Genomic DNA, 19793 nt, shown 5'->3' with positions numbered 1-19793 from the left:
ACAAGTTGTTCTTCATATTCTCTTAATGATCTTCTCAATGCTTCGTCAGCATCAAGCTAGGTCGGCTATACTACTCTCTATCTCTAAAAAGTCAATCAATAATGTTAATTATTTTTTCTAACAAACCCAACTCTAATCTCACCTTAAAATCTCAATTCGAAATCTTAACAACTTAATCAAGTGCCTGATTTATCAGAAGTTTTATTTAACATCACCGCCGATGGATGTGCATTCTACAGCATTCACTAACCAACACAACCCCTTTTTTTAAACTTTTTTATCAACTGGACATTTTTTCGACCAAAATAGCAAAAAAAGTCCATTTTTAGCTATTTTTTGCACCATTTTTTCTCATACTAATAAAGCAGAACATGTTTTTATTTAAATTTTAAGCTATTTATATTTGTTTTTTTTCTTTAAACTATTTGAAATAATTTTATCATTTAATAAATTAAGTCGAATATGGCCCGTTTTATAAATAGAAGAAGCTTCTGTTTAGGAATTTTGCTCTTTTGCTGCAACTATTCCTCAGCCAATTCGTCACATAATATTTTCATGATGACATTGTCGATATTAAGTTATGCAAAATGGAACACTCCGAATCCAGAATTATGCGTCGTTGATAATGCATCTTATGCAAACCAATTTTCTGCTTATATCAAATCAAATAAGTCTCCTTTTAATATAAGTGCGATACATTCCGCCGATCTAAAAAATCGTCATTGTGATGCGGTATTTTTTTCCAATACTTCAGCACAAACCGAACAGGCCCTTATTGGGAAATCATTAAATTCATCTATTTTATCGTTTAGCTCAAGTAATTCTGAATGTGAAATTGGCAGCGTTTTTTGCTTATCCACCAACAAAACAGGAAATACTATTTTTAAAGTGAATCTTGATAGTTTAGCTCAGTCTAAAATACATGTTGACCCACGTGTTTTATTGCTGGCAAAGAATTCGGATTAAAATAATGATGAATAAATTTTTTAAATCGAGTTCTCTACAAACATTGTTTCGTAAATCTCAATTTACGACCTTTGCAATCACTTTATTTATTAGTACGTCTACTTTTGTCACGATTTCAGTATTTACCGTTGAATCTTATGCGAAACAAAACCTATTATTAATCAGCCGCACCGTGTCTGAACGTGTTCAACCTGCGCTGGTGTTCTCTGATAGAATCGCGATTTCGCAGATTATCAATGAATACACCTTTCAACATTCAGTACGCCTGATTGAGGTTTATGATAATCAAGGTCATAAAGTTGCTGAAAGCTTAAAAAATGTTGAACACTATTCTTATATTCAAAACTTTTTTGATCATATCTTTTTAAAAGATTCCATCAAGTTAAACGTCCAACATCAAGGAAAGCTGGTTGGTCAAGTTGTGCTATATGGAAGTTCCAATGAAATTTTAATGTTTATTTTTAAAATTTTTACCGGCTTAGCGTTTGGCATGCTCTTTATGGTTTTTGCTGTATGGTGGTCAGTAAACTTAACCTATCGCCATATTATGGGTTCTTTTTTACCGATTATACAAATTGCACAACTCTTAAGAAATCAAAAGGCGTATAACTTAAGGTTTCCAAAAAGTGATGTAAAAGAATTTCAAGACTTAAACAGTGTGTTCAACCAACTCTTAGATGAAATTCAATCTTGGCATACCCATCTTCAAAATGAGAATAGTGAACTTTCTTATCAAGTTCAACATGATCATTTAACCGAATTACCTAATCGTAATTATTTTTATCAAGTGTTATGTAATTTATATGAAGACACCAATCAACGTGAAAATTTAGCTTTATTATTTATTGATAATAATAATTTTAAAGCTATTAATGATCAATATGGACATTTGGTCGGTGATGAAGTTTTAAAAGAAATGGCTTCGCGATTAAGACGCCATATTCGCCAAGATGATTTTGTCGCGCGTCTTGCAGGAGATGAGTTTGCAATTATTTTACGTTCCATTTCTAAAATTGAACACCTCATCTCTATTGCGGAAAATCTGATTAAATGTTGTGACGATCCTTTAATCTATAAAGGACAATCGATTTCTTTTAGCTTTAGTATCGGTATTGCTATCTCTAGCCAGGCCTCAAGCCCAGAAGACTTAATTTCTCAAGCAGATCAAGCCATGTACAAAGCAAAATCTTTACAGCATCATTGGTTTATTTACCATTCATAATATTAGGGGGTTTTTATGACTTTAAAAAACGTACAACTTTCTATTCTTGCAATACTCTGCCTAGCACTTACAGGTTGTATGAATCTAGGTGGGTTGAGCTATAAACAAGCTCGTGTACTTAAGAAAGAAGGTTTTGTATTAACGGATGAAGGTTGGAGTCTAGGTCTACCAGAACGTTTATTGTTTGGTTTTAATGAATCGAATATTAATACCGAACGTCAAACTGAATTGGTTCGTTTAGCCACGCAATTAAATAAATATCATCTCGATAAGCTTAAAATTGTAGGTCATACCGATAATATCGGAAATCCTGAATACAATTTAAAATTATCCAAAGAACGTGCTCAAAATGTTTCAAATATATTCATTGAGCAAAAATTTAATCCACAAAATATCCAAGTGATTGGAAAAGGGGCTGACCAGCCACTTAAATCAAATGATTCAGAAGAGAATAAAGCTGAAAACCGTCGTGTTGCAGTGATTATTATTCCTTGATAATCTTCTCTTTATTAAAAAAGATCTCTACGGAGATCTTTTTTTAGATCTATAGAATTTGACGCTTCGTTGACAAACACAAATTTCAGGCATAAAAAAACCGCCTTTAAGCGGATAATTTATATTTAAGCTGATGCTTAAATGGTCGGAGCAGTAGGATTCGAACCTACGACCCCCTGGTCCCAAACCAGGTGCACTACCAGGCTGTGCTATGCTCCGAATTTACAACAAACTTAAGGAATTGGGGTGAATGATGGGGCTCGAACCCAAGATAATTTGATTTCTATTCTCATATAAATTAATGATTTAAGTAATGATCGTTTGATAAAAATAGCTGATATGGGAATTATTTAGACTTATATCATTTCTTATGTTGTTTTATGGCCAAGCAACGACTAATTTCTTTGTTTATTAAAAATTTAGGCAAAATTGACCCAAATGACAAAATCATGTCTATACGCTTATATAGAGTAATGAAGTAATAAATAAAAAAAGTGCCCAATAAATTAGACACTTATATAAAATTTTAAATGTAATGTTTCGAGTAATGTTCAAGTAACCAAAATTACTGTCGTATGTAGTTATTAATCTTGGTCAAGTAGTCTGGAATATCTTCTGCAATCAACTTCCCATAATGCTTATAAATCATCGATGTATCACTATGTCCAAGCTGTTCTGCAATCCACTCTGGTGGAACTTGCCCAGATGATAAAAGCTGACTCGCAAACGTGTGTCGACCGTGGTTGATTCCTCGCCCTCTGACTTTTGCTTTTTTCAAATGCTTGTTCCATCTATATCTTAATTCATGATATTCAAAGGTGCTGTTTTGTTCCTCATTGATCCATACAAAACGCAATTTTTCTTGTTTGTACGTGCGATTGTCACGTTGTAAGACATCGACAACTTTTGGATAGCGATTGCCAGTTATCGCATATTGTTTTCTGAGTGCTGCAATCGCTGGCTCTAGTAACTTGATTTTACGGTTTCTTCTTCTGTTTTTGGTGACTTTATAGAAGCCTTTTACATAATTTCGCTTAATCGTGATGGTACCATTTTCAAGATCTATGTCCTCCCAAGCGATTGGGATCTGTTCTGAAATAGAAAATCCTGTCCAGAATAAGCAGGGCAATAAATTGCCGATGTCATAGTCTGTTTCAGTATTTAGGATCATTGAGATTTCAGTTTTTGTAAATGGATCTGGCTCAGTACCGTCTAATTGTTGAATAACGATTGGTTGAAATGGGTTATACGCAATCCTATTCTCTTGTCGCCATAATTCATGGATTGAAGCAAGTCTAGTGACAATTTCTCGGATGGTTTTTGGCGCAAGCCGGTCTTTGAGTTGGTTTATCCATTTTCGAACGATCGTTGTATCGATGTCTTTTGGATTTACTTTCGCCCAACGTGGGTAAACATGGGTTTTTATATTGCTTTCATAGCCGTCAAACGTGCTTGGGGCAACTTCTCTGCGTATAAGTTCTTTGTATTGTTCGATGTAATATGACATTTGGTTCTTTTTTAAATGCTTAGAGTTAGGGAAATGTTTGACCAAGTTAAATTGATCAAGTTGGATCTCTAACTTGATCAGATCCGCCAGTTTTTGCGCTCTATCGACATTTTCTGGCGTGTATGGCCAGTCTAAAGTTTCTTTTATTGATGCTTCATTTGGTACTGGTTTCATCCAGATCCGCATGCTTTTGCCACGTATTTCGAGTCCTGCAGACATAACTAGACCTACATTTAAGTATTTTAAAGTATTGTGGATATTTTAACGAAATGCACCTCCGATCGGAGGTGCATTAAAGGTGTGCAATTAGATGAAAGGTAATTCTTCGTTTTCGTTTATGCTACTGCGTGACAATAGCTCGTTTTCTAAAGATATACGGAGATAATTGTCGTTAGTCTTATTGAATAACGAATGTAAATCCCAATCGTCTAAATCTTGAATCGCCCACCCTCGATACTTTCCATAAAAAATATGCGTTGGATATCTTGCTTTCTCTGAAAATTCATACAACTCTTCAAAAGATGAAATCCCAGCTTCATGAATAATCGCAATAAGAACGGATATAGTTGTACGGCAATCATTTAAAGCTGAATGAGCGAACCGTAAATCATGTGCTGTCTTACCACGGTTTTTACTCACATAAAGTGCAACTGCAGAAAGGGTATGCGAATCTAAATTTGGCCAGAGAAAACGAGCCATCGCTAAGGTGCAAACTGCTTTGAATTCACCTGTCGCTATCCCTGCTCGATTGACTGCAGCAATATCGTAATCAATATTATGTCCAATCAAATACTTAATATTTAAATTTTTTGGAAATTTAAATGCTGTGTAAGGCAGGCATTTAACCAGATCTTCATCCACAATATGATGTACTGCCATTGCACCAAAACTAATGGGTTCACTTGGCTTATAGCGATCTTCAAATTGAAATGATCTTCCAATTAATAACTCTGGATACACCGTAAAACTTGGCGAAATCTTGGCTCTATCCATAAAGCTTATATCAATTGAAATGCCTGCAGCTTCAATGATATCGCCATGTAATTTATGTGTTTCAGTATCAAAAATTAATGCTGTCATTTTTACTGCCTCAAAATCTTATAGTTGAACCTTTTAACCAACTACTACATACAGCCCCGCTTATTCTTTCACCTTTTGAGTTTGTAGCTGAAAATTTGGTTGCAAAAGTATCGTCTTCAGAGCATGAAAAGAATGCTCGACCATGAGTTTGGATATCTGTATAGCCTGCAGCTTTTAATGCCTTTTCTGCATCTGTTGAAGATGAACAGCCAGAAATTAGTAAAACTGAGATGATTAAAATTTTTTTTCTTTTCATTGGTTTTCTCCAATCAAATAAATAAATGAGCTTATACAAATTGAGGCGATCAGGTTGATGAACATTGCGTTTTTAAAGTTAAAGTTCATGCTGATTGTTCCTGGTCTTCTTGGCGTTTTTCCTGAATGCATTCTTCTAAGTGTTGGATACATTCAGATTTAGAATTGAATGGACCTTGCCAACAGTCACCAAAGTGAATATCCCATTCGTTGAATTCGTTCAAAATCTGTACAGTGCCAAAAAATGGAACATCATGTGCAAACCAATTTTCATTATCGTCTGTACCAAATTTGATTTTAGAGTTTTGAGCGATCGCTTCAGCTTTATAAACACCTTCAGCATGCTTAATCAGGTTGGCTACAGGCGTTCCTTTCATGAACCATGTTTGACCGATCATGCAGTCATTTTGTAAGAGTGGATTAGATAACTCTTTGTTAATTTTTAGTAAATAGTCAATTTGAGCATACAAGTTGTGCCAATATTTTTCAGGATTTTTATCATGATCTTTGAGGACATCTTGAATTAACTTTTCAATATCTTCATCTGTCATAAATTCCTTATCCCCTTGGTCTTTTTGCTCCTGAAGTTGACGGTTTACTTCCGCACTTAACAACTGGAAAACTGAGGGGTGACCAATTTTTTCTCCGATAAGATATTTTAGTCTTTGATTTTCAGACTTTAAATCATTTAGTATTTTTTCTGACATTGTTTATCCCTCCAGTCCTTGTTCTTTTCGTGCTTTTTGTTCTTCATCATCATGAATAGCTTCAGCAATTTTTATGGCTTTTTCGGCAGCATCCACCATGTTTTTGGCTAAAATCCATTGAAGTCTAAAATACCCACCAAGGCTGTTAGATCTGTATTTTCCGTTTTCATCGAATTTGAAGTTATATGGAATTCTAGTTTCGAGTTTGATTAAAAATTCAAATTCACCGCATTGATTAACAATATCGTTCGCAACTTCCCCTGCATAATCTTCGATATGATCATTTTCTTTAATTTCTACCAATGTCGATTCAAGGGTTGGACATTGTTTTTTTAGATCCTCATTTTGCAAGTCTTCATAGGCATCACTCAAAAATTCTTGAAAGCTATCAGATACTCGTGTTGAGCTTGTAGCCAATAAAGTTGGAATATGTAAAATCGTTTCAAAAAATACATTTGAATTCCACATATCCTGAATTAGGTTACGTGGAAACTTTGAAATTTCTGCTTCTGTAGTTTGTACGTTAGAATCATGTTGCATTGTTTAGTCCTCCGACTGGGTGATGTAGCACATACAGAAGCGGCAACTTCTGTATGTGTGCTTGTTTAAATACGTTTTAACTCGGATCGTCTAGTGTTGAGCTGAGCCATCAACAGACAAGTTTCATTTGTTTCACTATTGGCTTTTTTTACATATAGTTTGCTGTAAGTTGCCATGTTGGCTTTGCTCATCAGCATTAGGTTTTCAATACGACAATCGGTTCGATCCATGTTTTTAAACGCAACAACGTAACCTTCAGGAATTTGACCCTTTTCTTTTTCCCAAATAATGCGATGCTTGTGCTTAAAAACACTTGGCTCTGCAGTTTTCACTAATACATAACCATCTTTGGAGCAAATACGTTCATATCCGATCGGTCGTGCATTCCATGTTGGTCTCCCTTTTTTAAAAGAAGTTTTGTTTGCACCGGTTAAGCCTTTGGTTCCTTTATTCGGTGGAATGTTTCCTTTTTCAAAACAACCTGTGCGACCTGTTTTCCACTTATTCCTAGTACAAAGTCCTTTGATCTGATCATAGGAAAAATCTGTCTGAAATTTTGCATTGATTGCCTCGGTTAATTCTTTCCGTGGCAAAGTACAATTTTCCTGAATAAAGACTAATTGCTCAGCCGTATAATTAATTGGCTTGGACATCTTTCATCTCCAAAGAACTGCTCAGTTCTGCTGGCTTTTGATCTCCTAACCCCTTATAAGTCGCGATCAATTTGACTGCTTCTAAATGGGTGTTGTGTGAATCTATAATTTGCTTACTGACATCAGTCATGGCTTTTGAACGATCCATTTCTTCTTTCAGCGCATCACCTTTTAAATTTTTGTCATTTAAGCGGCCTAGTTGCTCAAATAAATGCCGATTTAAATCACCTAGATTTGACATATTTTTTTCCTTAAAAAATGGGATTAGCCCCGTTGTACAGAAATGACTACTTCTGTATATGTGTTAAAAAATTAAAGACATTTAAATAAGTGGTTATAGAAACTATGACCTTTACGATCCAAGCCAAGTTTTTCAAATAATGAAAACAAGTTATCTGAATCGAGTTGATTTAATGCCCATGAGAAAGCTTCAAATTTATTTTCCATGAGAGCCAACCGATTAATTTTGTCTTGAACATATCCTTGATCGTTTGGGAATTTTTCACGTAATACCTCAATAATTTTTTGACTGACATAGTCAAGTTCTTTCTCTTCCATATTTGTATCCTCAGTTGTGGGATTAATCCCGTTGTGATGTTGGTTTTTCAAAGACCCAACAACGTTTTGATTTACCATCGATTTTGCTTGCAACCATTTTGTTGGCTTCAATAAAACGATAGTGAATACTGTGACGAAGTGCGTGTTGCAATTCGTTAAGATCTGGCAATGAATAACGATAATTGGCTGCAAGCTGATAAAGCTGAGCAAAATTAATCGCTACAAATTGCTGTGATTTCGCGTGATGATTGACATTGGATTCTTTATGTTCTGGAAGCTTGATTGCATCTTCCATTTCTTCGACCGTAGCCCAGAAGTTTTGCACGATAATTGGATCTGACTTAAGTACCTTGTCGCGGTTCATCGCCATTTCTAATAATTCGCCATGTACCTTTTTTTGCATATCAATTGAAATCAGGCTTTTGACTGTGCCGTGGGTATCTTTTTCAATAAGCACATGCATACATAACGCATCAAACAAAGACATGATCTGAGCATGGTTATGAATAACACGGGAACTTTTTATGCCGAATTTTTCATGATGTAAAAATTCATCATATTTCTGCATTCCCAAACGATAACTTTCTAATATTGCTTGTTCTTTTTCGACACAAAGTAGAATAAATTGGCTTATTTCTGACTGTTCATATTTTTCTAATCTTCGTGAGGCATAGAGACCTTTTTTAGACATTTGTTCTTTGGTGAATTTGTACTGAACAATACGTCCCATGACCGCTTCGGTCGATACAATTTCTGCGTTTTGGCTGATAACCAATGTGCCCATAAATGGTGGCTCATATGTTTCATTGCCTCCATTTTTTACACCCTTTGCACCCAATGAACCGTTGTCATACAAAGTTTTAAGCGCATTCCAGTCGAACTGTTTAACTACACCCTTATCACCTTCACGATCTGACTCAAGTAATACCATTGGCAAGTTTGATACTTGACGAAATGAACGAAGTAAGCCTGCCATTGAAGACTTCACTGGATCTGTTCCTTCATAGCCTGAACGCCCCAAAAGCTTCCAAAGGAAAACTAAGAGTGTGGACTTCCCTGTTCCTGGTTCTCCAACCAATTCTACAAATGGAAATGATTTGTCCATGCTTCGGATCTGCTGAGCAAATAAACTACCAAAAAATGCAGTCAGAGCTACCATGCCACGAACATCATATGAGTCGAGTAAATCCGTTACCCAAGAATGGCTGTAATCACCTAAATTTGAGTTGATATCCAGTTGGAATGGGGCACGAGCTTTTAAGTTAGTTTTGCGTGGCAGTTCGAAAAAATCTTCTTTGTTAATGTCAAATCGTCTGCCATTTTGAACTGCAACATCGCCTAAAACATAGGTTTTGTGCTCTTTGTGATAACCAACATAATTGATCAATTCAACACGACGGATATCACGTAATTCTCTTTTTAGGAATGCAATGAGTTGTTTACTGTTACCCTCATAAAATACACCGGGTGCAATATGAGTTAAGCGATCTCCAAAAGGTCCTGCCGATGTGATTTGAGATGAAGTAAAGGTATTTTTGATGCTTTGGCCACCGCGTGGGAAGTCAACTTTGAAATAGTATTCGGCTTCGTCGATTTCCTTTTGGTATTGGTAATACAAACCATGCGGACGACACTCCATCATAATTTCGACTGATGATGCATGTTCTAATGCTGAATCACGACGTTCTGCAATAAGTAAGTCTTTTTCTTCTTGTGCCCAGTCATCATTGTCATCTGTGCCATGTAAACCTTTCATATAATCGTCGTATTTGTCCATATCTAGCTTGAACCAATAGACTTGATTATTGAAGTCGAATGGGAATGACTTCACTCCTTTGTGCTTGTAGATAAGTATGCCTTTATCCACAGCATTTTCGGCTGTGATCAGTGCACCATAGTATTTATAGTTTTCAATGTCTGAAAATTTGAGTCGATCTTGTTTGTAGAGATCGTTCCAGTCCTGTTTTTTACGACCAAACGGTGGTAATGCAGCGGTACATTCAAAACCATCTGCCGTAGCTTTTTCAATGTTTTTTAATATGCCTGCATGCCCTGCAGGATCGTTATCTAAAGCCCAAACCAGTTTCGGTAATGGTTTTTCCTGCTCAGCACACTTCTCGGCAATATGGTTTAAGAATATAGATGGATAGTTGCCAGCAGAAAGTTGTGAAAATGAAGTGATATCTGATAACCAAAGTGCAATGGTGTCAAAGATTCCTTCTGTAATAAAAATTTCTTTTGAGTCGATATAGTTCGTGTTTGGTGTCGTCCAAGCATGTCCGCTTGATGACCATTTTTCTTTAAAATATGTTTTATGAAATACGCCTTGTTCGTCTAAAACACGTTCCCACCATCCTTCGTTGCCTTCTTCATCTGTTATGGGAAAGCGTAAAGTAATGGTCGACATTTTAGGATTATATTTGACACGGTTTTCCTGTGAATACAATCCCTTCAATGCTTCCAGTGGAAATCCACGACTTTCTAGTAAATAAGCATTTACGGTACGTAATGGATCTTCTGGAGTAGGTTCAAAGCGTTTTTCCCATTTTTCAAATAGGTCTGGGAATAAGTCACGAACATGGTTTTCATGTCCACATTCGTTTTTACGTGGGCAGAAAACGACCCACGGTTCTTCAGCATGTGCCCAAGCTGACGCTTCTTTATGACCACAGTCTGGACATCTGCCACGTAAAGTAAAACCCTTTGCACTCGGCTTACGTTTAAAGCCATAGACACTTGATAATCTTTCTTCAATTAAGATTTGTGTTTCTGGGAACATCATTTTCAATAAACTGCCTTAAAAATTGTGACGGTGGCTTTTAATTTCTTGTCCTGCAAGTTTTGCAAGTAGTTCCTGTATCCGTTGCTTGGCAAGGTACTCAAGGGTTTCTTCGATACTTTTAAAACCGAGTTCGGTTTGAACTTCCTGTACGATTTCTTTCTCTTTATCGCTTAATGCAATTTGCTGTTTTGGCATTTTTTCAGCTCCGAGAAAGGTGACCTTGTGCGCCTTTGGTTAAGTATTCATCTAGATTAAAATTGTCTATGTCTTCTGCAATGAGTGTTGCTAATGCTTGTTTCATTACAAGCTGACGCAAAATCACACCTGGTGGAAGTCCAGTCAGCTTTGAAACGGCAACGAATAATTGTGATTCGTCATCAGTTAGATTGACATTGAAACGATTGTCACGTTTTTGTTTTAAAGCCATGGGTTAGACCTCTTGTTGTATGTTGTTTTTGCCCAATGCGTAATAACGGGCAATAATGCCTGACTGACTGACACCCGTTTTCTTTCTTTCAGCTTCAATTTGTGCAGCTTCTTCTTTAGAAAGATAAACAACACAACGTACTCTGCCACCGTCTAGCTTTTCAGAACGTGTCGGATTAACAGGTGAATTATTTGTGCTCATACATTATCCTAGCGGTTATAGTGGTATGCTAAGGCACACTATAGCACAAATATTTAACCGTTCAATATTTTTAGGTGAAATTTATGTCCGATAATTTTGACGAGCAGTCAGCCGTCATCGCAGAACGTTTTAAAAATGAAATGTCAAAAAATAAATTTGCTGCGAAAACAACAAGTCGAGAAATAGGCGCGCATGAAAATACGTTGGGCAACTACATTCGTGGAAAAGTACCTGACCAATGGGTTTATTTGGCTAAATTGCATGAAAAAGGGATTGATATTCGTTATGTGATTCTGGGTATAGATCCCGACTATGCAGGTTTAACCAGTGAAGAAAGTTTGTTGTTGAAAGCTTATAGACAGCTTAGTCCTGAAGCTCAAACTGCACTGTTGGGTTTTACCAAAATTGTTGCTAAAGATTTGGAGAAATAATGGTACAGGACGTAAAAAAGCCCACTTTTTACGGTGGGCTTTTGCATTTTATTCTTCCAGTGAATACTGGACCATCTTCAATCTTTCCTCTATATCCATGAGTTTGTAAACTAAGTCATTTTGTTTATAGATGACATCTTTGTTCTCACTGCCTATTTCCAGTGAATTTCTCCAGATACGAATTGAACTTAAAGCCATGTCTAAATTTAATTCGGCATCGTTATCTATATGTTCCATATCTACCCCTTTGGCAATTTGGTTTAATTGAAATTGCCAAACGGTGACTTCCGTTTGATTCCAAATAGGGCTTGTTATGGTGTGTATACCATTGAATTTAGGATAAATTAAATCACTTAGCGAATCTTTTAGGGCGTGAATATCTATAACTTTATCTAAATGATCAGTTTTTGACAATTCAGCAAGTAAATCGTTGATTTGGTTAGGTGCTATGGATAGACAACCGTGTGCTGTGTCGTGGTTGAACATGATTTGTGAACGGACACAATGGTCAATCATGTTAAAAAACTGCTGACAGAGTAATTGGCTTTTGTCGTTAGATGCTTCGACCCGATCTGCGATCGGAACGTATGGGATGATGGATTCATTCATGATCAGACTCCCCATCCAGTTTATCTAATTCGGCAAGATGAGCAGTCCATTCTGCTTGTGTAATAAAGTCTGCCATGCTCATACATGAGATTACACCACGGGCATATGTACGATCGTGACGAGTGGATTTAGAAATCGAATTGTAAAACGCGAAGCAAGCTCTTTTTCTTTCTTCAATCGTTAAGTTCTGGGCTGTCATGGCTTATTCCCCAATAAATAATAATGAGAATGTAAGCACAAATGTACTGAGAATAAAGCTATTGGTCAGTAAGCTTTTGAAGAATTGTTGAGTTTTACGTTGTTTGAGGCGTTTTTCGTAAGCAACGATGTCGTAAATGGGGGTGTGTTCTTTTACTTGAATGATTGGCGCAGTTTTACGGACTTGAATTTGTCTTTTCATGACTAAAATTCCTTGTAGGTTTGGTATTGAACCTACCGCCATTCTTTCCACGGAATGGTGGCAGACCGAACAGGGGTGGAAATACCGTCCTACAAGTACGGCCAGCGCGAAGCTGCCCTGCCCGATCTACCATAACAAGTATAGCTGATCAGACATTTTTGGCACAAAAAAAGTCGCTTAAGCGACGATAATTTATGCGCTTGTAGGATATAAACAGGTTTCCACGCCTGCACTCAGATTTTGCTGAGTAAATACATGTTGCTCTATAGTGTGCTGTTATGTCAATATAGTGAGGTACTATTTTTGATAAATAATTAAAATGATTGAGATTTTATTCATTTGTCTTGTTGTGTGGATTATTTACGCATGGCGAACTGGAAAGTTTAAAAAAGAGTATCAGGATAAAAATAATGCTGAGCTAAAACAGGCTTGGACTGATTTAAAAAGTAGTTTTAAACAGAAAAACGATAAATCAGTTTTTATTTCAGAAAACAAGCGTGAAGATGGTTCGACTGACTTTGCCTTTGAAAAGAGCTTTCGGATAGCGTATAAATCAGCTGGTGATAAAATCACAGTACGTGATATTGATATAGTGGAATTACAGAAAAATAAATTTAATGATGAAACTTTTTATTATTTAGATGCTTATTGCTTTGAGGTCAAAGCGGACAGAAGTTTTCGAGTTGATCGAATTATAGAACTTTATGACTATCAGACTTCTTTTAAGTATTCAAATTATAATGAAATTTTAAAGTTTCTTCGCGGATTTGAAAATCTATGAATTTTACATTATTTATAGTGGTTTTTTATCTTTAACTTCATGAGTAAAAGGATTTATTGTGGCTGAACTATTTGCATTTTTGTTCTTAATTGGCTTAATCATTACCTGTGTTTTTTTGGCAAAGCCGAATCTGTCACAGTTTAAAAATAGACCTGCACTGACTCGTAAACAAATCGCTCTGTATGGTTTTGGCACATGCTTTGTGTTATTTGCATTGATTGGTGTTTTTGCGCCTAAGCCACCTGCTTCTACAACGGAAGTTGCGGAAAATATGAAAAATGAAACAGTTATTGTTGAGCCAAAAGCTGAAGAAAATGTACAAGAAAAAGAATTTGAGACGATTAAAGGTTATGACAAAAAAATTACTGCCGTCAGAACACATGGCGAAAATGTTTTAGAAATCGATTTGCCGGCAACAGACGCGTTTAGTGATGCTGGGTATCTTGATTATACGAGTCGTACTACAAGAGATATTTTGATTAAAATCTTAAATAATCCACCGAAGCAAAAAATTTCGATTATTCGATTTGTAGTTTTTGCTGATTTGACTGACCAATACAATAATAAGAAAAACGAGCCAATTTTTCAGTTGACCTATGATTACACTGAAATTCAAAAGATAAATATCAGTGATGGATATGTAGACCATAGATTGTTTTTGAACTTTGCGAAGTTTGGTCTGCGTAGTCCAGTTGCTCATGAAATGTTTGAGGACTGGTGTAGCAAGGGTGATAATGCGGAACGATCTGGACGTTTTTGTCAATAATCATCTATAATAAAAATTCAACCCGACAAGGCTATGCTTGCATCCTCAAACTGTCGGGTTTTTTATGCATCAATTTCCACTTCACGAATTTTGATTTCATACATATCCTTTGAATAGCCACTTATATTAAATTTCTTCCCGGTCTTTTGCTGAAACTGCTGATCTTTAGCTTCTGATAGTTCTAAAATATGTTCAGTATCTAAATAATAAAAATCCGATTCAGGCTGTAGAGAAATTGCAATTTGTTTGATTTTTTGGGCTTGTATTTGGCATGTCGTTCTATAGAAAGCATGAAAACCTGCTTCATACTGTTCAAAAGTTCCAACTTCATAAATGATTGTTGGTGCCTTGGAAAATTCACGATATGCAGCCAACCACATTTGTGGTACTTCTGCCCAGCTCATCAATTCTCGTGGTTCTTTAATGCCATGATATGCATTCATAAAACGTTCACGCCACCAATTGGATCTATAGCTGCTTCTACACAGTCCAGGCGGGCACATATCATCCCGGACATTTTTATAGAATAGTTCAAATAGTTGATCGGGGTTATGCATCACGCTGAATGATTCCTTTCGGTATAAATTGACCAAACTCTATGGGTTCAGGGTCAGGAAGCTGCAAAAATTGGCAGTGAAACTCCTCTGTAATCCATCTCGAGCAATCATCAAAACCTTGCAGTGATTCATCTTTTTTTAACCATTGAAGTTCATCTTTAATTATTCTAAAACGTGGTAATCGTTTAGGTTTAAATGACTTTTTATACAGTGCAAAGGATTGATAGCAGGCTTTACGGACATGACGCTTTGGAACTTTCGGGATATGTTTTGGGTTAAATGGGAAATCATTATTAATGTCGAAATTAAGTTCAGGAACAAAGTCTTTACATAAATTAAAGATAACGAAATTTCGTCCTGATCTCCGTCCACCCAAAATATACCACCCAGGAAAGTAAAATCTAAAAATGGGAGCTAGATGATTGATGTTTTTCATCTTAAATTAATCCCAACTTGAACTGGAAGATCCACTGTCACAACTGCTCGATGAGCTGTCACTCGAATATGAACTACCAGAGTCGTAAGATGATGAATGATGGGAAGTTGAAGCTGAACTTTCATGATGATGTGAAGAAGTTGCTTCGTTGTATGTAGGTCTACACGTATCATCGCTAGATGAAGTTAAAAATACTTGTTGTTGAAGTAATTGTTGGGCATTCATTTGTTGCTGTTGAAGATCAATTACAGCACTTGAATCCGAATCACGTCGAATAGTCTGATTTGTATTAATATTTGAAACTTGCGTCTTTGGATAAGTATAATTTTTCTTAGTCACCTGTTGTGGTTTACAATCATGATTGGAAAAGAACCAATAACGAGTACCACATAATTTACATTGAGCCATGTTACATCTCCTTAATAAGAGGGATTTATGGTGATAGAGTTGAAATATAAGTACCAGGTAATAACAGGCGGTTTTGTTTTTGATTTTTCTGTACAAAATGCTGTTTTAACTGATCAAGTGTGCTGAGTGTTTTGGACAGTGGAATAAAGCTCAATGTTGCACCCTGCTTATGAACCAATGTTTTGACTGAATAGTCAGGCTCTGATGCGAGATCAATTGATATATCCACGCTGATCGGTGTGCCGATATACTGATCATTTATATATAGAGCCATATTTTTTAATCTATGCATCTGATACTCCATTGAGTTGTTCAAACTCAGTCAACCAATCCAAACGGTTAAAACCGCCTTCGCCTAAATTTGGATAAATCCCTGCAATAAAAAAGCCCTGCTCTGTTTCAGACTTTTTAAATGTATGTGCAATGATGTTGACGTACACACAACGCAGGTTTTTCACCTGCTCATAGGCCTCATGTGCGATCGGATGATCTGGCGTGACGTTGATCATTTCTTATCTGCCTTGGTGACTTTGATAAATATGATCAATGCCAACATAAAACCAACTCCAAATATAAAACCTCGAATAAGCCATTCGAAAAATGCAAACCAATTAATTGAATAGTCAAAAATCATTTTTAAACCCTATAGTCCATAAACAAATTTAAAAAATAGATAACCGTTGATGAGCGTTCCTAGCTCGAAAGAAAATAATAAGAACTCAGCCATCGTTTTGATCTTCCATGTGTTCATCATTGGCAGCTTTCCGTTCTGCATTGATTTGATCTAGTGTTTGGAGCTGGATAATAGGATTGGGCGTAGCACTGGCTGAGATTTGATGTGTGATTTCAAAGTTTCCACCTGCAGAAAAACCACAGCAAAAATTACTACACTGCAAGCCCAAAGCACGAAGTAAAGGATGTTGTTGTCGGCTACTGCGGATATACATAGACGATCCGCAATGAGGGCATTTAAAATTAGGTCTTTTCACGAATCGTCCCATATAGAACAAATTTAAATATCATTATAAATAAAACGGTGAAATATTTGTTCTTTATCTCTAATTTTTATACTATTTGTTTGGTTTTTCTTATGTAGAAAAATTTCATGCAAAATGTGAAATGTAAGTGCTGTTTTAAGCTACTCGCTAAAATAGGCACATTTGATCATATAGAGATCAAATGTCCACGTTGTAAAACGTTAAATAACTTCCAGAGCACCCCGAGTGCCTTACCTGAACGCCAAAATGAGCGTCACATCGAAACAGGTAAGATCGATGAGCAACACTTCTGTAATACCGCAATACAATCCTAAAGGTCACAGTTTTTCTGGTTGGCTAGGTGGAAAATCTCAACTGGCTCGGACCATCATAGACATCATGCCCGAACATAAAACTTATGTTGAAGTGTTTGGTGGTGCAGGATGGGTACTGTTTAAAAAGACTGAATCGCCTGTTGAAGTGATCAATGACATCAATGACGATTTGATTAACTTATATCGTGTACTGAAATATCACTTTGATGCGTTTTTAACTGAGTTTGAAAATACTTTATTTTCACGAACTGTTTTTAATGAAATGCGTAAAAATGACCGTGGCTTGACTGATATCCAACGTGCTGCCAAGTTCTATTATTTATTACGTTCAGCTTTTGGATGTCAGTTGGACGGCTCGTTTAGTTATAGTCGTGACCGTAAAAGCCGTTTGAAACTCGGTGAGGATCTGCGCACACATCTGCAGCCGATTCACACCCGGTTGCAAAATGTGGTGATTGAAAATGCCAGTTATGACTATGTGCTTAAACGTGTTGATGGTCCTGATACATTATTCTACTTAGATCCACCGTACTGGGACTGTGAAAATGTGTATGGCAAAGGGATTTGGTCGAAACAGGACTTTTATGATTTGAAAAATTACCTGGACAAAATACAAGGTAAATTTATTCTCAGTTTGAATGATACCCCTGAAGTTCGGGAGCTGTTTCAAGATTATAAAATCCAACATAAGAAGATCCGTTGGTCTGTGAATAATAAGGCAGCACATGAAGATCATAATGGTAATGAGTTAATTATTACCAATTTTTGATATAAATCTGTTTTACACTGATCCCTCAATATGAGGGATTTTTGATGGCTGAAGAAAAATTAAAAAATGGTTGGGTACGGATAAGACAGAGTGATTCAAGAATGAATGATTTACCCTGCTTAAAAGATAATAAAGATAAGGTTGTCAAAGTATTTGGTTGGGATGGTATTGAGCTTCGCCATAATGCTGAAGCTCGCAGCGTTTTTTACAATAGTCAGTATTGGTACTATTAAAGGTCAGCTTGTCGTATTCTTTTCAGCTTGCATGGCTTTAAATTCTCTCGCTGCTGCAGTCGTTGCTGTCTGTTTGTTTTTATACAAATAGGTTAAACGCTTTGGTGTAGTTTGATCGCCCTGTGTAACCTTACCTGTGTTTTTTCCGTCTTTATAATACGCCAAAATCCCTGTGTAACTGCCTGAGTCGTCGTCCACCAGTTCAGATAAATCATCTGAATCGGGTAAATAGACTTCAAGTTCAACGTCCGTCACAAAACCACTGTCTGCAGATAATGTATGTACAACACGAGAACCGAGCCAAATAATATCGTCTATTTCTGACTTTAGGCCCATAAACTGTACCTGCATTTCAGGAATCAGGTCAGGTTTACCGTAGGCAAGTTTATAACTGAATGTTGCCGACTTAGATTTAATCCGATTGAACTCTGACTGTGCTACACGTTTAGCTGATTTTTCATCTCGTTGAATATTGCGCAGTTCACGGGTATTTTCATCAGACATACCGACTGTGACTTTTTGCCGTTCTGCTTTGTCATTATCATAATAAAAAACGGTGACCCCACTGACATCATCTGCACCATCGGTATCTGACCAACGATGTGAATCCCCCATATTACGTGTGATAAAAAATGTCGGTAAATCCAGTCCTGATATGGTTTTACCCTCACCTTTTGGCATGAATAACAGATAACCATTTTTAACTGTGGCAATCGCATCATGTTCATCAGCAATACGTGTAATGAGGTTTGCATCAGATTCATTTTGGTCAATATGTGCAAGTGTAATCTGTCCTAAACTATCATGAATAATGGCTTTGAGGCTTTGCTCACTTGCAATGGTTTGAATAATATCTGCAATGGTTTTGTTGTCAAAACTGCGCTCTTTTTTCTTTTTAAATGTGGCTTTTAAGTCTGCAGCTGCACCACGAATCGTAAGAACGTCGGGCACACCTGAATGCTCGCGCTCTTTGATCGTGTACTTGCCTTTGTAGATTAAACCTTCATTGCTCCAACCGATCCAAACTTCAATAATTGCGCCTTTGGGTGGGATACCGAGTGCCCCATCGTGATCGGAGAGTTCAATCTCTACGGTATCTGCTTCTATACCACGGTTATCCGTGATGTTCAGGCGCATTAAACGTGTTTGTACCAAATCGCCAATATCTACTCCATTCACCACGATTTTATAGAATGCATGCGGATAGCTGTCATCTAATTTTTTACTGATAAAATTGATAGCAGTACTCGCCATACCAAGCAATGACATTTAAAGAATACTCCCAACGATAGAGCCTAAAACATTGCCAACGAGCACGCCAGCAGTTTGAGTTTTAATTAATGTCAAATTGAAGTCAACTTTGCGCGCTTTACCATCTTTAAAAAAGTGTTCATATTCATCACCTAAACTTTTTAAAGCCCACAAGCCGTAAATCTTGCCAGTACCGTCGATCAATGGAAATGATTTGCCTGTGTCTCCCATTAATCTTAATGCTGTCAAAGATAACTGTGAGCCAAATTCAGGAACAATTGAGCAGTCTAAAGTTATTACATCTTCGCCTTTGCCTGTGAACTGATACGCAGGCATGTCACCAACACGATTATTGCTGACATGATTCCAATCTGTTTGACGTTGCAGTTTTTGGTATGTAGCAGTGGGTATGGAAAATACGAACATGCCATAAATCATCATCATTTT

Annotated in this window: 32 protein-coding genes and 1 tRNA gene; 9 read left to right on the top strand and 24 right to left on the bottom strand. The window is 36.6% G+C overall.

The annotated features are described in order from the left end of the window. Window positions 1-558: 558 nt before the first annotated feature. Genes L3V46_RS03740 through L3V46_RS03730 form a run of 3 tightly spaced genes read left to right on the top strand, consistent with a single transcriptional unit; the run spans window position 559 to window position 2683 of the window. Window positions 559-966, top strand: a complete 408-nt coding sequence (locus L3V46_RS03740; RefSeq protein WP_227504303.1) for a YfiR family protein — start codon at window positions 559-561, stop codon at window positions 964-966. Between the two features lie 4 nt (window positions 967-970). After that, a complete protein-coding gene (locus L3V46_RS03735) occupies window positions 971-2188 on the top strand; it encodes a sensor domain-containing diguanylate cyclase (RefSeq protein WP_004723846.1) in 1218 nt (405 codons plus the stop codon). Window positions 2189-2203: 15 nt separating this feature from the next. Beyond that, the gene (locus L3V46_RS03730; protein WP_004723848.1) at window positions 2204-2683 is read left to right on the top strand and encodes an OmpA family protein; all 480 of its coding nucleotides are present in this window, start codon (window positions 2204-2206) and stop codon (window positions 2681-2683) included. Between the two features lie 142 nt (window positions 2684-2825). On the opposite strand, the gene L3V46_RS03725 is transcribed toward L3V46_RS03730, so the two are convergent. From L3V46_RS03725 to L3V46_RS03665, 13 genes are all read right to left on the bottom strand, one after another. Next, a tRNA-Pro gene (locus L3V46_RS03725) sits at window positions 2826-2902 on the bottom strand. 346 nt (window positions 2903-3248) lie between these two features. After that, window positions 3249-4409: a tyrosine-type recombinase/integrase gene (locus tag L3V46_RS03720; protein ID WP_239044959.1), complete on the bottom strand. Its 1161-nt coding sequence runs from the start codon at window positions 4407-4409 to the stop codon at window positions 3249-3251. Window positions 4410-4496: 87 nt separating this feature from the next. Then, the gene (locus tag L3V46_RS03715; protein WP_239044958.1) at window positions 4497-5270 is read right to left on the bottom strand and encodes an exonuclease domain-containing protein; all 774 of its coding nucleotides are present in this window, start codon (window positions 5268-5270) and stop codon (window positions 4497-4499) included. A 10-nt stretch (window positions 5271-5280) separates the two neighbouring features. Continuing rightward, window positions 5281-5526 carry a hypothetical protein gene (locus tag L3V46_RS03710; RefSeq protein ID WP_239044957.1) on the bottom strand — a complete coding sequence of 82 codons (246 nt, stop codon included), beginning with the start codon at window positions 5524-5526 and terminating at the stop codon, window positions 5281-5283. Between the two features lie 85 nt (window positions 5527-5611). Further along, complete coding sequence (locus L3V46_RS03705; protein WP_239044956.1) at window positions 5612-6232, bottom strand: hypothetical protein; 621 nt, start codon at window positions 6230-6232, stop codon at window positions 5612-5614. A 3-nt stretch (window positions 6233-6235) separates the two neighbouring features. Beyond that, entirely contained in the window at window positions 6236-6772 is a 537-nt protein-coding gene (locus L3V46_RS03700; protein WP_239044955.1) for a hypothetical protein, read from the bottom strand. Window positions 6773-6837: 65 nt separating this feature from the next. Beyond that, on the bottom strand, window positions 6838-7425 hold the full coding sequence (locus L3V46_RS03695; protein WP_239044954.1) for an HNH endonuclease signature motif containing protein: 588 nt from the start codon (window positions 7423-7425) through the stop codon (window positions 6838-6840). Then, the gene (locus L3V46_RS03690) at window positions 7409-7666 is read right to left on the bottom strand and encodes a hypothetical protein (RefSeq protein ID WP_119027370.1); all 258 of its coding nucleotides are present in this window, start codon (window positions 7664-7666) and stop codon (window positions 7409-7411) included. The genes L3V46_RS03695 and L3V46_RS03690 overlap by 17 nt, the downstream gene beginning before the upstream one ends. Before the next feature lie 71 nt (window positions 7667-7737). Next, the gene (locus L3V46_RS03685; RefSeq protein ID WP_239044953.1) at window positions 7738-7983 is read right to left on the bottom strand and encodes a hypothetical protein; all 246 of its coding nucleotides are present in this window, start codon (window positions 7981-7983) and stop codon (window positions 7738-7740) included. A 22-nt stretch (window positions 7984-8005) separates the two neighbouring features. Next, window positions 8006-10765, bottom strand: coding sequence for a toprim domain-containing protein (locus L3V46_RS03680; protein WP_239044952.1), 2760 nt, complete (start codon window positions 10763-10765; stop codon window positions 8006-8008). A gap of 15 nt (window positions 10766-10780) precedes the next feature. Beyond that, a complete protein-coding gene (locus L3V46_RS03675; RefSeq protein WP_005034027.1) occupies window positions 10781-10960 on the bottom strand; it encodes a hypothetical protein in 180 nt (59 codons plus the stop codon). A 4-nt stretch (window positions 10961-10964) separates the two neighbouring features. Then, entirely contained in the window at window positions 10965-11192 is a 228-nt protein-coding gene (locus L3V46_RS03670) for a hypothetical protein (RefSeq protein ID WP_005034030.1), read from the bottom strand. Between the two features lie 3 nt (window positions 11193-11195). After that, complete coding sequence (locus L3V46_RS03665; protein WP_005034032.1) at window positions 11196-11393, bottom strand: hypothetical protein; 198 nt, start codon at window positions 11391-11393, stop codon at window positions 11196-11198. An 83-nt stretch (window positions 11394-11476) separates the two neighbouring features. On the opposite strand from L3V46_RS03665, the gene L3V46_RS03660 reads away from it, so the two are divergent. After that, on the top strand, window positions 11477-11824 hold the full coding sequence (locus L3V46_RS03660) for a hypothetical protein (RefSeq protein WP_096911096.1): 348 nt from the start codon (window positions 11477-11479) through the stop codon (window positions 11822-11824). A gap of 48 nt (window positions 11825-11872) precedes the next feature. Here the strand turns inward: L3V46_RS03660 and L3V46_RS03655 are convergent, their stop codons facing one another. Genes L3V46_RS03655 through L3V46_RS03645 form a run of 3 tightly spaced genes read right to left on the bottom strand, consistent with a single transcriptional unit; the run spans window position 11873 to window position 12833 of the window. Then, window positions 11873-12433, bottom strand: a complete 561-nt coding sequence (locus tag L3V46_RS03655; protein WP_239044951.1) for a hypothetical protein — start codon at window positions 12431-12433, stop codon at window positions 11873-11875. Then, a complete protein-coding gene (locus L3V46_RS03650) occupies window positions 12426-12632 on the bottom strand; it encodes a hypothetical protein (protein ID WP_104795140.1) in 207 nt (68 codons plus the stop codon). The genes L3V46_RS03655 and L3V46_RS03650 overlap by 8 nt, the downstream gene beginning before the upstream one ends. 3 nt (window positions 12633-12635) lie before the next feature. After that, on the bottom strand, window positions 12636-12833 hold the full coding sequence (locus L3V46_RS03645; protein ID WP_239044950.1) for a hypothetical protein: 198 nt from the start codon (window positions 12831-12833) through the stop codon (window positions 12636-12638). A gap of 319 nt (window positions 12834-13152) precedes the next feature. Here L3V46_RS03645 and L3V46_RS03640 point away from each other — a divergent pair, with 319 nt between their 5' ends. Together L3V46_RS03640 and L3V46_RS03635 are read left to right on the top strand one after the other, a co-directional pair. Further along, a complete protein-coding gene (locus tag L3V46_RS03640; protein ID WP_239044949.1) occupies window positions 13153-13614 on the top strand; it encodes a WYL domain-containing protein in 462 nt (153 codons plus the stop codon). Window positions 13615-13672: 58 nt separating this feature from the next. Then, entirely contained in the window at window positions 13673-14380 is a 708-nt protein-coding gene (locus L3V46_RS03635) for a hypothetical protein (RefSeq protein WP_239044948.1), read from the top strand. A gap of 62 nt (window positions 14381-14442) precedes the next feature. Here L3V46_RS03635 and L3V46_RS03630 read toward each other — a convergent pair whose 3' ends face one another. From L3V46_RS03630 to L3V46_RS03605, 6 genes are all read right to left on the bottom strand, one after another. Continuing rightward, window positions 14443-14823: a hypothetical protein gene (locus L3V46_RS03630; protein ID WP_239044947.1), complete on the bottom strand. Its 381-nt coding sequence runs from the start codon at window positions 14821-14823 to the stop codon at window positions 14443-14445. A gap of 106 nt (window positions 14824-14929) precedes the next feature. After that, entirely contained in the window at window positions 14930-15373 is a 444-nt protein-coding gene (locus tag L3V46_RS03625; RefSeq protein WP_239044946.1) for a hypothetical protein, read from the bottom strand. Window positions 15374-15379: 6 nt separating this feature from the next. Then, window positions 15380-15781 carry a hypothetical protein gene (locus tag L3V46_RS03620; protein ID WP_239044945.1) on the bottom strand — a complete coding sequence of 134 codons (402 nt, stop codon included), beginning with the start codon at window positions 15779-15781 and terminating at the stop codon, window positions 15380-15382. 25 nt (window positions 15782-15806) lie between these two features. After that, window positions 15807-16073, bottom strand: coding sequence for a hypothetical protein (locus L3V46_RS03615; RefSeq protein WP_239044944.1), 267 nt, complete (start codon window positions 16071-16073; stop codon window positions 15807-15809). Next, a complete protein-coding gene (locus tag L3V46_RS03610) occupies window positions 16066-16290 on the bottom strand; it encodes a hypothetical protein (protein WP_239044943.1) in 225 nt (74 codons plus the stop codon). The genes L3V46_RS03615 and L3V46_RS03610 overlap by 8 nt, the downstream gene beginning before the upstream one ends. A 210-nt stretch (window positions 16291-16500) precedes the next feature. Continuing rightward, on the bottom strand, window positions 16501-16782 hold the full coding sequence (locus L3V46_RS03605) for an ogr/Delta-like zinc finger family protein (protein WP_096911102.1): 282 nt from the start codon (window positions 16780-16782) through the stop codon (window positions 16501-16503). Between the two features lie 104 nt (window positions 16783-16886). Here L3V46_RS03605 and L3V46_RS03600 point away from each other — a divergent pair, with 104 nt between their 5' ends. The 3 genes from L3V46_RS03600 to L3V46_RS03590 are packed head-to-tail and all read left to right on the top strand — an operon-like array spanning window position 16887 to window position 18095. After that, window positions 16887-17093, top strand: a complete 207-nt coding sequence (locus tag L3V46_RS03600; protein WP_016539462.1) for a Com family DNA-binding transcriptional regulator — start codon at window positions 16887-16889, stop codon at window positions 17091-17093. Further along, the gene (locus L3V46_RS03595) at window positions 17056-17862 is read left to right on the top strand and encodes a Dam family site-specific DNA-(adenine-N6)-methyltransferase (RefSeq protein WP_239044942.1); all 807 of its coding nucleotides are present in this window, start codon (window positions 17056-17058) and stop codon (window positions 17860-17862) included. Before L3V46_RS03600 ends, L3V46_RS03595 begins: the two co-directional genes overlap by 38 nt. 44 nt (window positions 17863-17906) lie before the next feature. Further along, window positions 17907-18095 carry a hypothetical protein gene (locus L3V46_RS03590; RefSeq protein WP_239044941.1) on the top strand — a complete coding sequence of 63 codons (189 nt, stop codon included), beginning with the start codon at window positions 17907-17909 and terminating at the stop codon, window positions 18093-18095. 3 nt (window positions 18096-18098) lie between these two features. Here the strand turns inward: L3V46_RS03590 and L3V46_RS03585 are convergent, their stop codons facing one another. Together L3V46_RS03585 and L3V46_RS03580 are read right to left on the bottom strand one after the other, a co-directional pair. Continuing rightward, window positions 18099-19364, bottom strand: coding sequence for a contractile injection system protein, VgrG/Pvc8 family (locus L3V46_RS03585; RefSeq protein WP_239044940.1), 1266 nt, complete (start codon window positions 19362-19364; stop codon window positions 18099-18101). Further along, entirely contained in the window at window positions 19365-19790 is a 426-nt protein-coding gene (locus tag L3V46_RS03580; protein WP_239044939.1) for a phage tail protein, read from the bottom strand. Window positions 19791-19793 lie beyond the last annotated feature (3 nt).

The sequence above is a fragment of the Acinetobacter sp. AG3 genome (assembly GCF_022343575.1).
Classification (GTDB): domain Bacteria; phylum Pseudomonadota; class Gammaproteobacteria; order Pseudomonadales; family Moraxellaceae; genus Acinetobacter; species Acinetobacter guillouiae.
The sequence above is the reverse complement of the archived record's forward strand: the minus strand, read 5'-3'. Positions and strand labels throughout refer to the sequence as shown.

Coding starts and splice junctions, on each gene's coding strand:
- L3V46_RS03740 (WP_227504303.1), top strand. CDS start 559: ATGACATTGTCGATATTAAGTTATGCAAAATGGAACACTCCGAATCCA.
- L3V46_RS03735 (WP_004723846.1), top strand. CDS start 971: ATGATGAATAAATTTTTTAAATCGAGTTCTCTACAAACATTGTTTCGT.
- L3V46_RS03730 (WP_004723848.1), top strand. CDS start 2,204: ATGACTTTAAAAAACGTACAACTTTCTATTCTTGCAATACTCTGCCTA.
- L3V46_RS03720 (WP_239044959.1), bottom strand. CDS start 4,409: ATGTCTGCAGGACTCGAAATACGTGGCAAAAGCATGCGGATCTGGATG.
- L3V46_RS03715 (WP_239044958.1), bottom strand. CDS start 5,270: ATGACAGCATTAATTTTTGATACTGAAACACATAAATTACATGGCGAT.
- L3V46_RS03710 (WP_239044957.1), bottom strand. CDS start 5,526: ATGAAAAGAAAAAAAATTTTAATCATCTCAGTTTTACTAATTTCTGGC.
- L3V46_RS03705 (WP_239044956.1), bottom strand. CDS start 6,232: ATGTCAGAAAAAATACTAAATGATTTAAAGTCTGAAAATCAAAGACTA.
- L3V46_RS03700 (WP_239044955.1), bottom strand. CDS start 6,772: ATGCAACATGATTCTAACGTACAAACTACAGAAGCAGAAATTTCAAAG.
- L3V46_RS03695 (WP_239044954.1), bottom strand. CDS start 7,425: ATGTCCAAGCCAATTAATTATACGGCTGAGCAATTAGTCTTTATTCAG.
- L3V46_RS03690 (WP_119027370.1), bottom strand. CDS start 7,666: ATGTCAAATCTAGGTGATTTAAATCGGCATTTATTTGAGCAACTAGGC.
- L3V46_RS03685 (WP_239044953.1), bottom strand. CDS start 7,983: ATGGAAGAGAAAGAACTTGACTATGTCAGTCAAAAAATTATTGAGGTA.
- L3V46_RS03680 (WP_239044952.1), bottom strand. CDS start 10,765: ATGATGTTCCCAGAAACACAAATCTTAATTGAAGAAAGATTATCAAGT.
- L3V46_RS03675 (WP_005034027.1), bottom strand. CDS start 10,960: ATGCCAAAACAGCAAATTGCATTAAGCGATAAAGAGAAAGAAATCGTA.
- L3V46_RS03670 (WP_005034030.1), bottom strand. CDS start 11,192: ATGGCTTTAAAACAAAAACGTGACAATCGTTTCAATGTCAATCTAACT.
- L3V46_RS03665 (WP_005034032.1), bottom strand. CDS start 11,393: ATGAGCACAAATAATTCACCTGTTAATCCGACACGTTCTGAAAAGCTA.
- L3V46_RS03660 (WP_096911096.1), top strand. CDS start 11,477: ATGTCCGATAATTTTGACGAGCAGTCAGCCGTCATCGCAGAACGTTTT.
- L3V46_RS03655 (WP_239044951.1), bottom strand. CDS start 12,433: ATGAATGAATCCATCATCCCATACGTTCCGATCGCAGATCGGGTCGAA.
- L3V46_RS03650 (WP_104795140.1), bottom strand. CDS start 12,632: ATGACAGCCCAGAACTTAACGATTGAAGAAAGAAAAAGAGCTTGCTTC.
- L3V46_RS03645 (WP_239044950.1), bottom strand. CDS start 12,833: ATGAAAAGACAAATTCAAGTCCGTAAAACTGCGCCAATCATTCAAGTA.
- L3V46_RS03640 (WP_239044949.1), top strand. CDS start 13,153: ATGATTGAGATTTTATTCATTTGTCTTGTTGTGTGGATTATTTACGCA.
- L3V46_RS03630 (WP_239044947.1), bottom strand. CDS start 14,823: ATGAATGCATATCATGGCATTAAAGAACCACGAGAATTGATGAGCTGG.
- L3V46_RS03625 (WP_239044946.1), bottom strand. CDS start 15,373: ATGAAAAACATCAATCATCTAGCTCCCATTTTTAGATTTTACTTTCCT.
- L3V46_RS03620 (WP_239044945.1), bottom strand. CDS start 15,781: ATGGCTCAATGTAAATTATGTGGTACTCGTTATTGGTTCTTTTCCAAT.
- L3V46_RS03615 (WP_239044944.1), bottom strand. CDS start 16,073: ATGCATAGATTAAAAAATATGGCTCTATATATAAATGATCAGTATATC.
- L3V46_RS03610 (WP_239044943.1), bottom strand. CDS start 16,290: ATGATCAACGTCACGCCAGATCATCCGATCGCACATGAGGCCTATGAG.
- L3V46_RS03605 (WP_096911102.1), bottom strand. CDS start 16,782: ATGGGACGATTCGTGAAAAGACCTAATTTTAAATGCCCTCATTGCGGA.
- L3V46_RS03600 (WP_016539462.1), top strand. CDS start 16,887: ATGCAAAATGTGAAATGTAAGTGCTGTTTTAAGCTACTCGCTAAAATA.
- L3V46_RS03595 (WP_239044942.1), top strand. CDS start 17,056: ATGAGCAACACTTCTGTAATACCGCAATACAATCCTAAAGGTCACAGT.
- L3V46_RS03590 (WP_239044941.1), top strand. CDS start 17,907: ATGGCTGAAGAAAAATTAAAAAATGGTTGGGTACGGATAAGACAGAGT.
- L3V46_RS03585 (WP_239044940.1), bottom strand. CDS start 19,364: ATGTCATTGCTTGGTATGGCGAGTACTGCTATCAATTTTATCAGTAAA.
- L3V46_RS03580 (WP_239044939.1), bottom strand. CDS start 19,790: ATGATGATGATTTATGGCATGTTCGTATTTTCCATACCCACTGCTACA.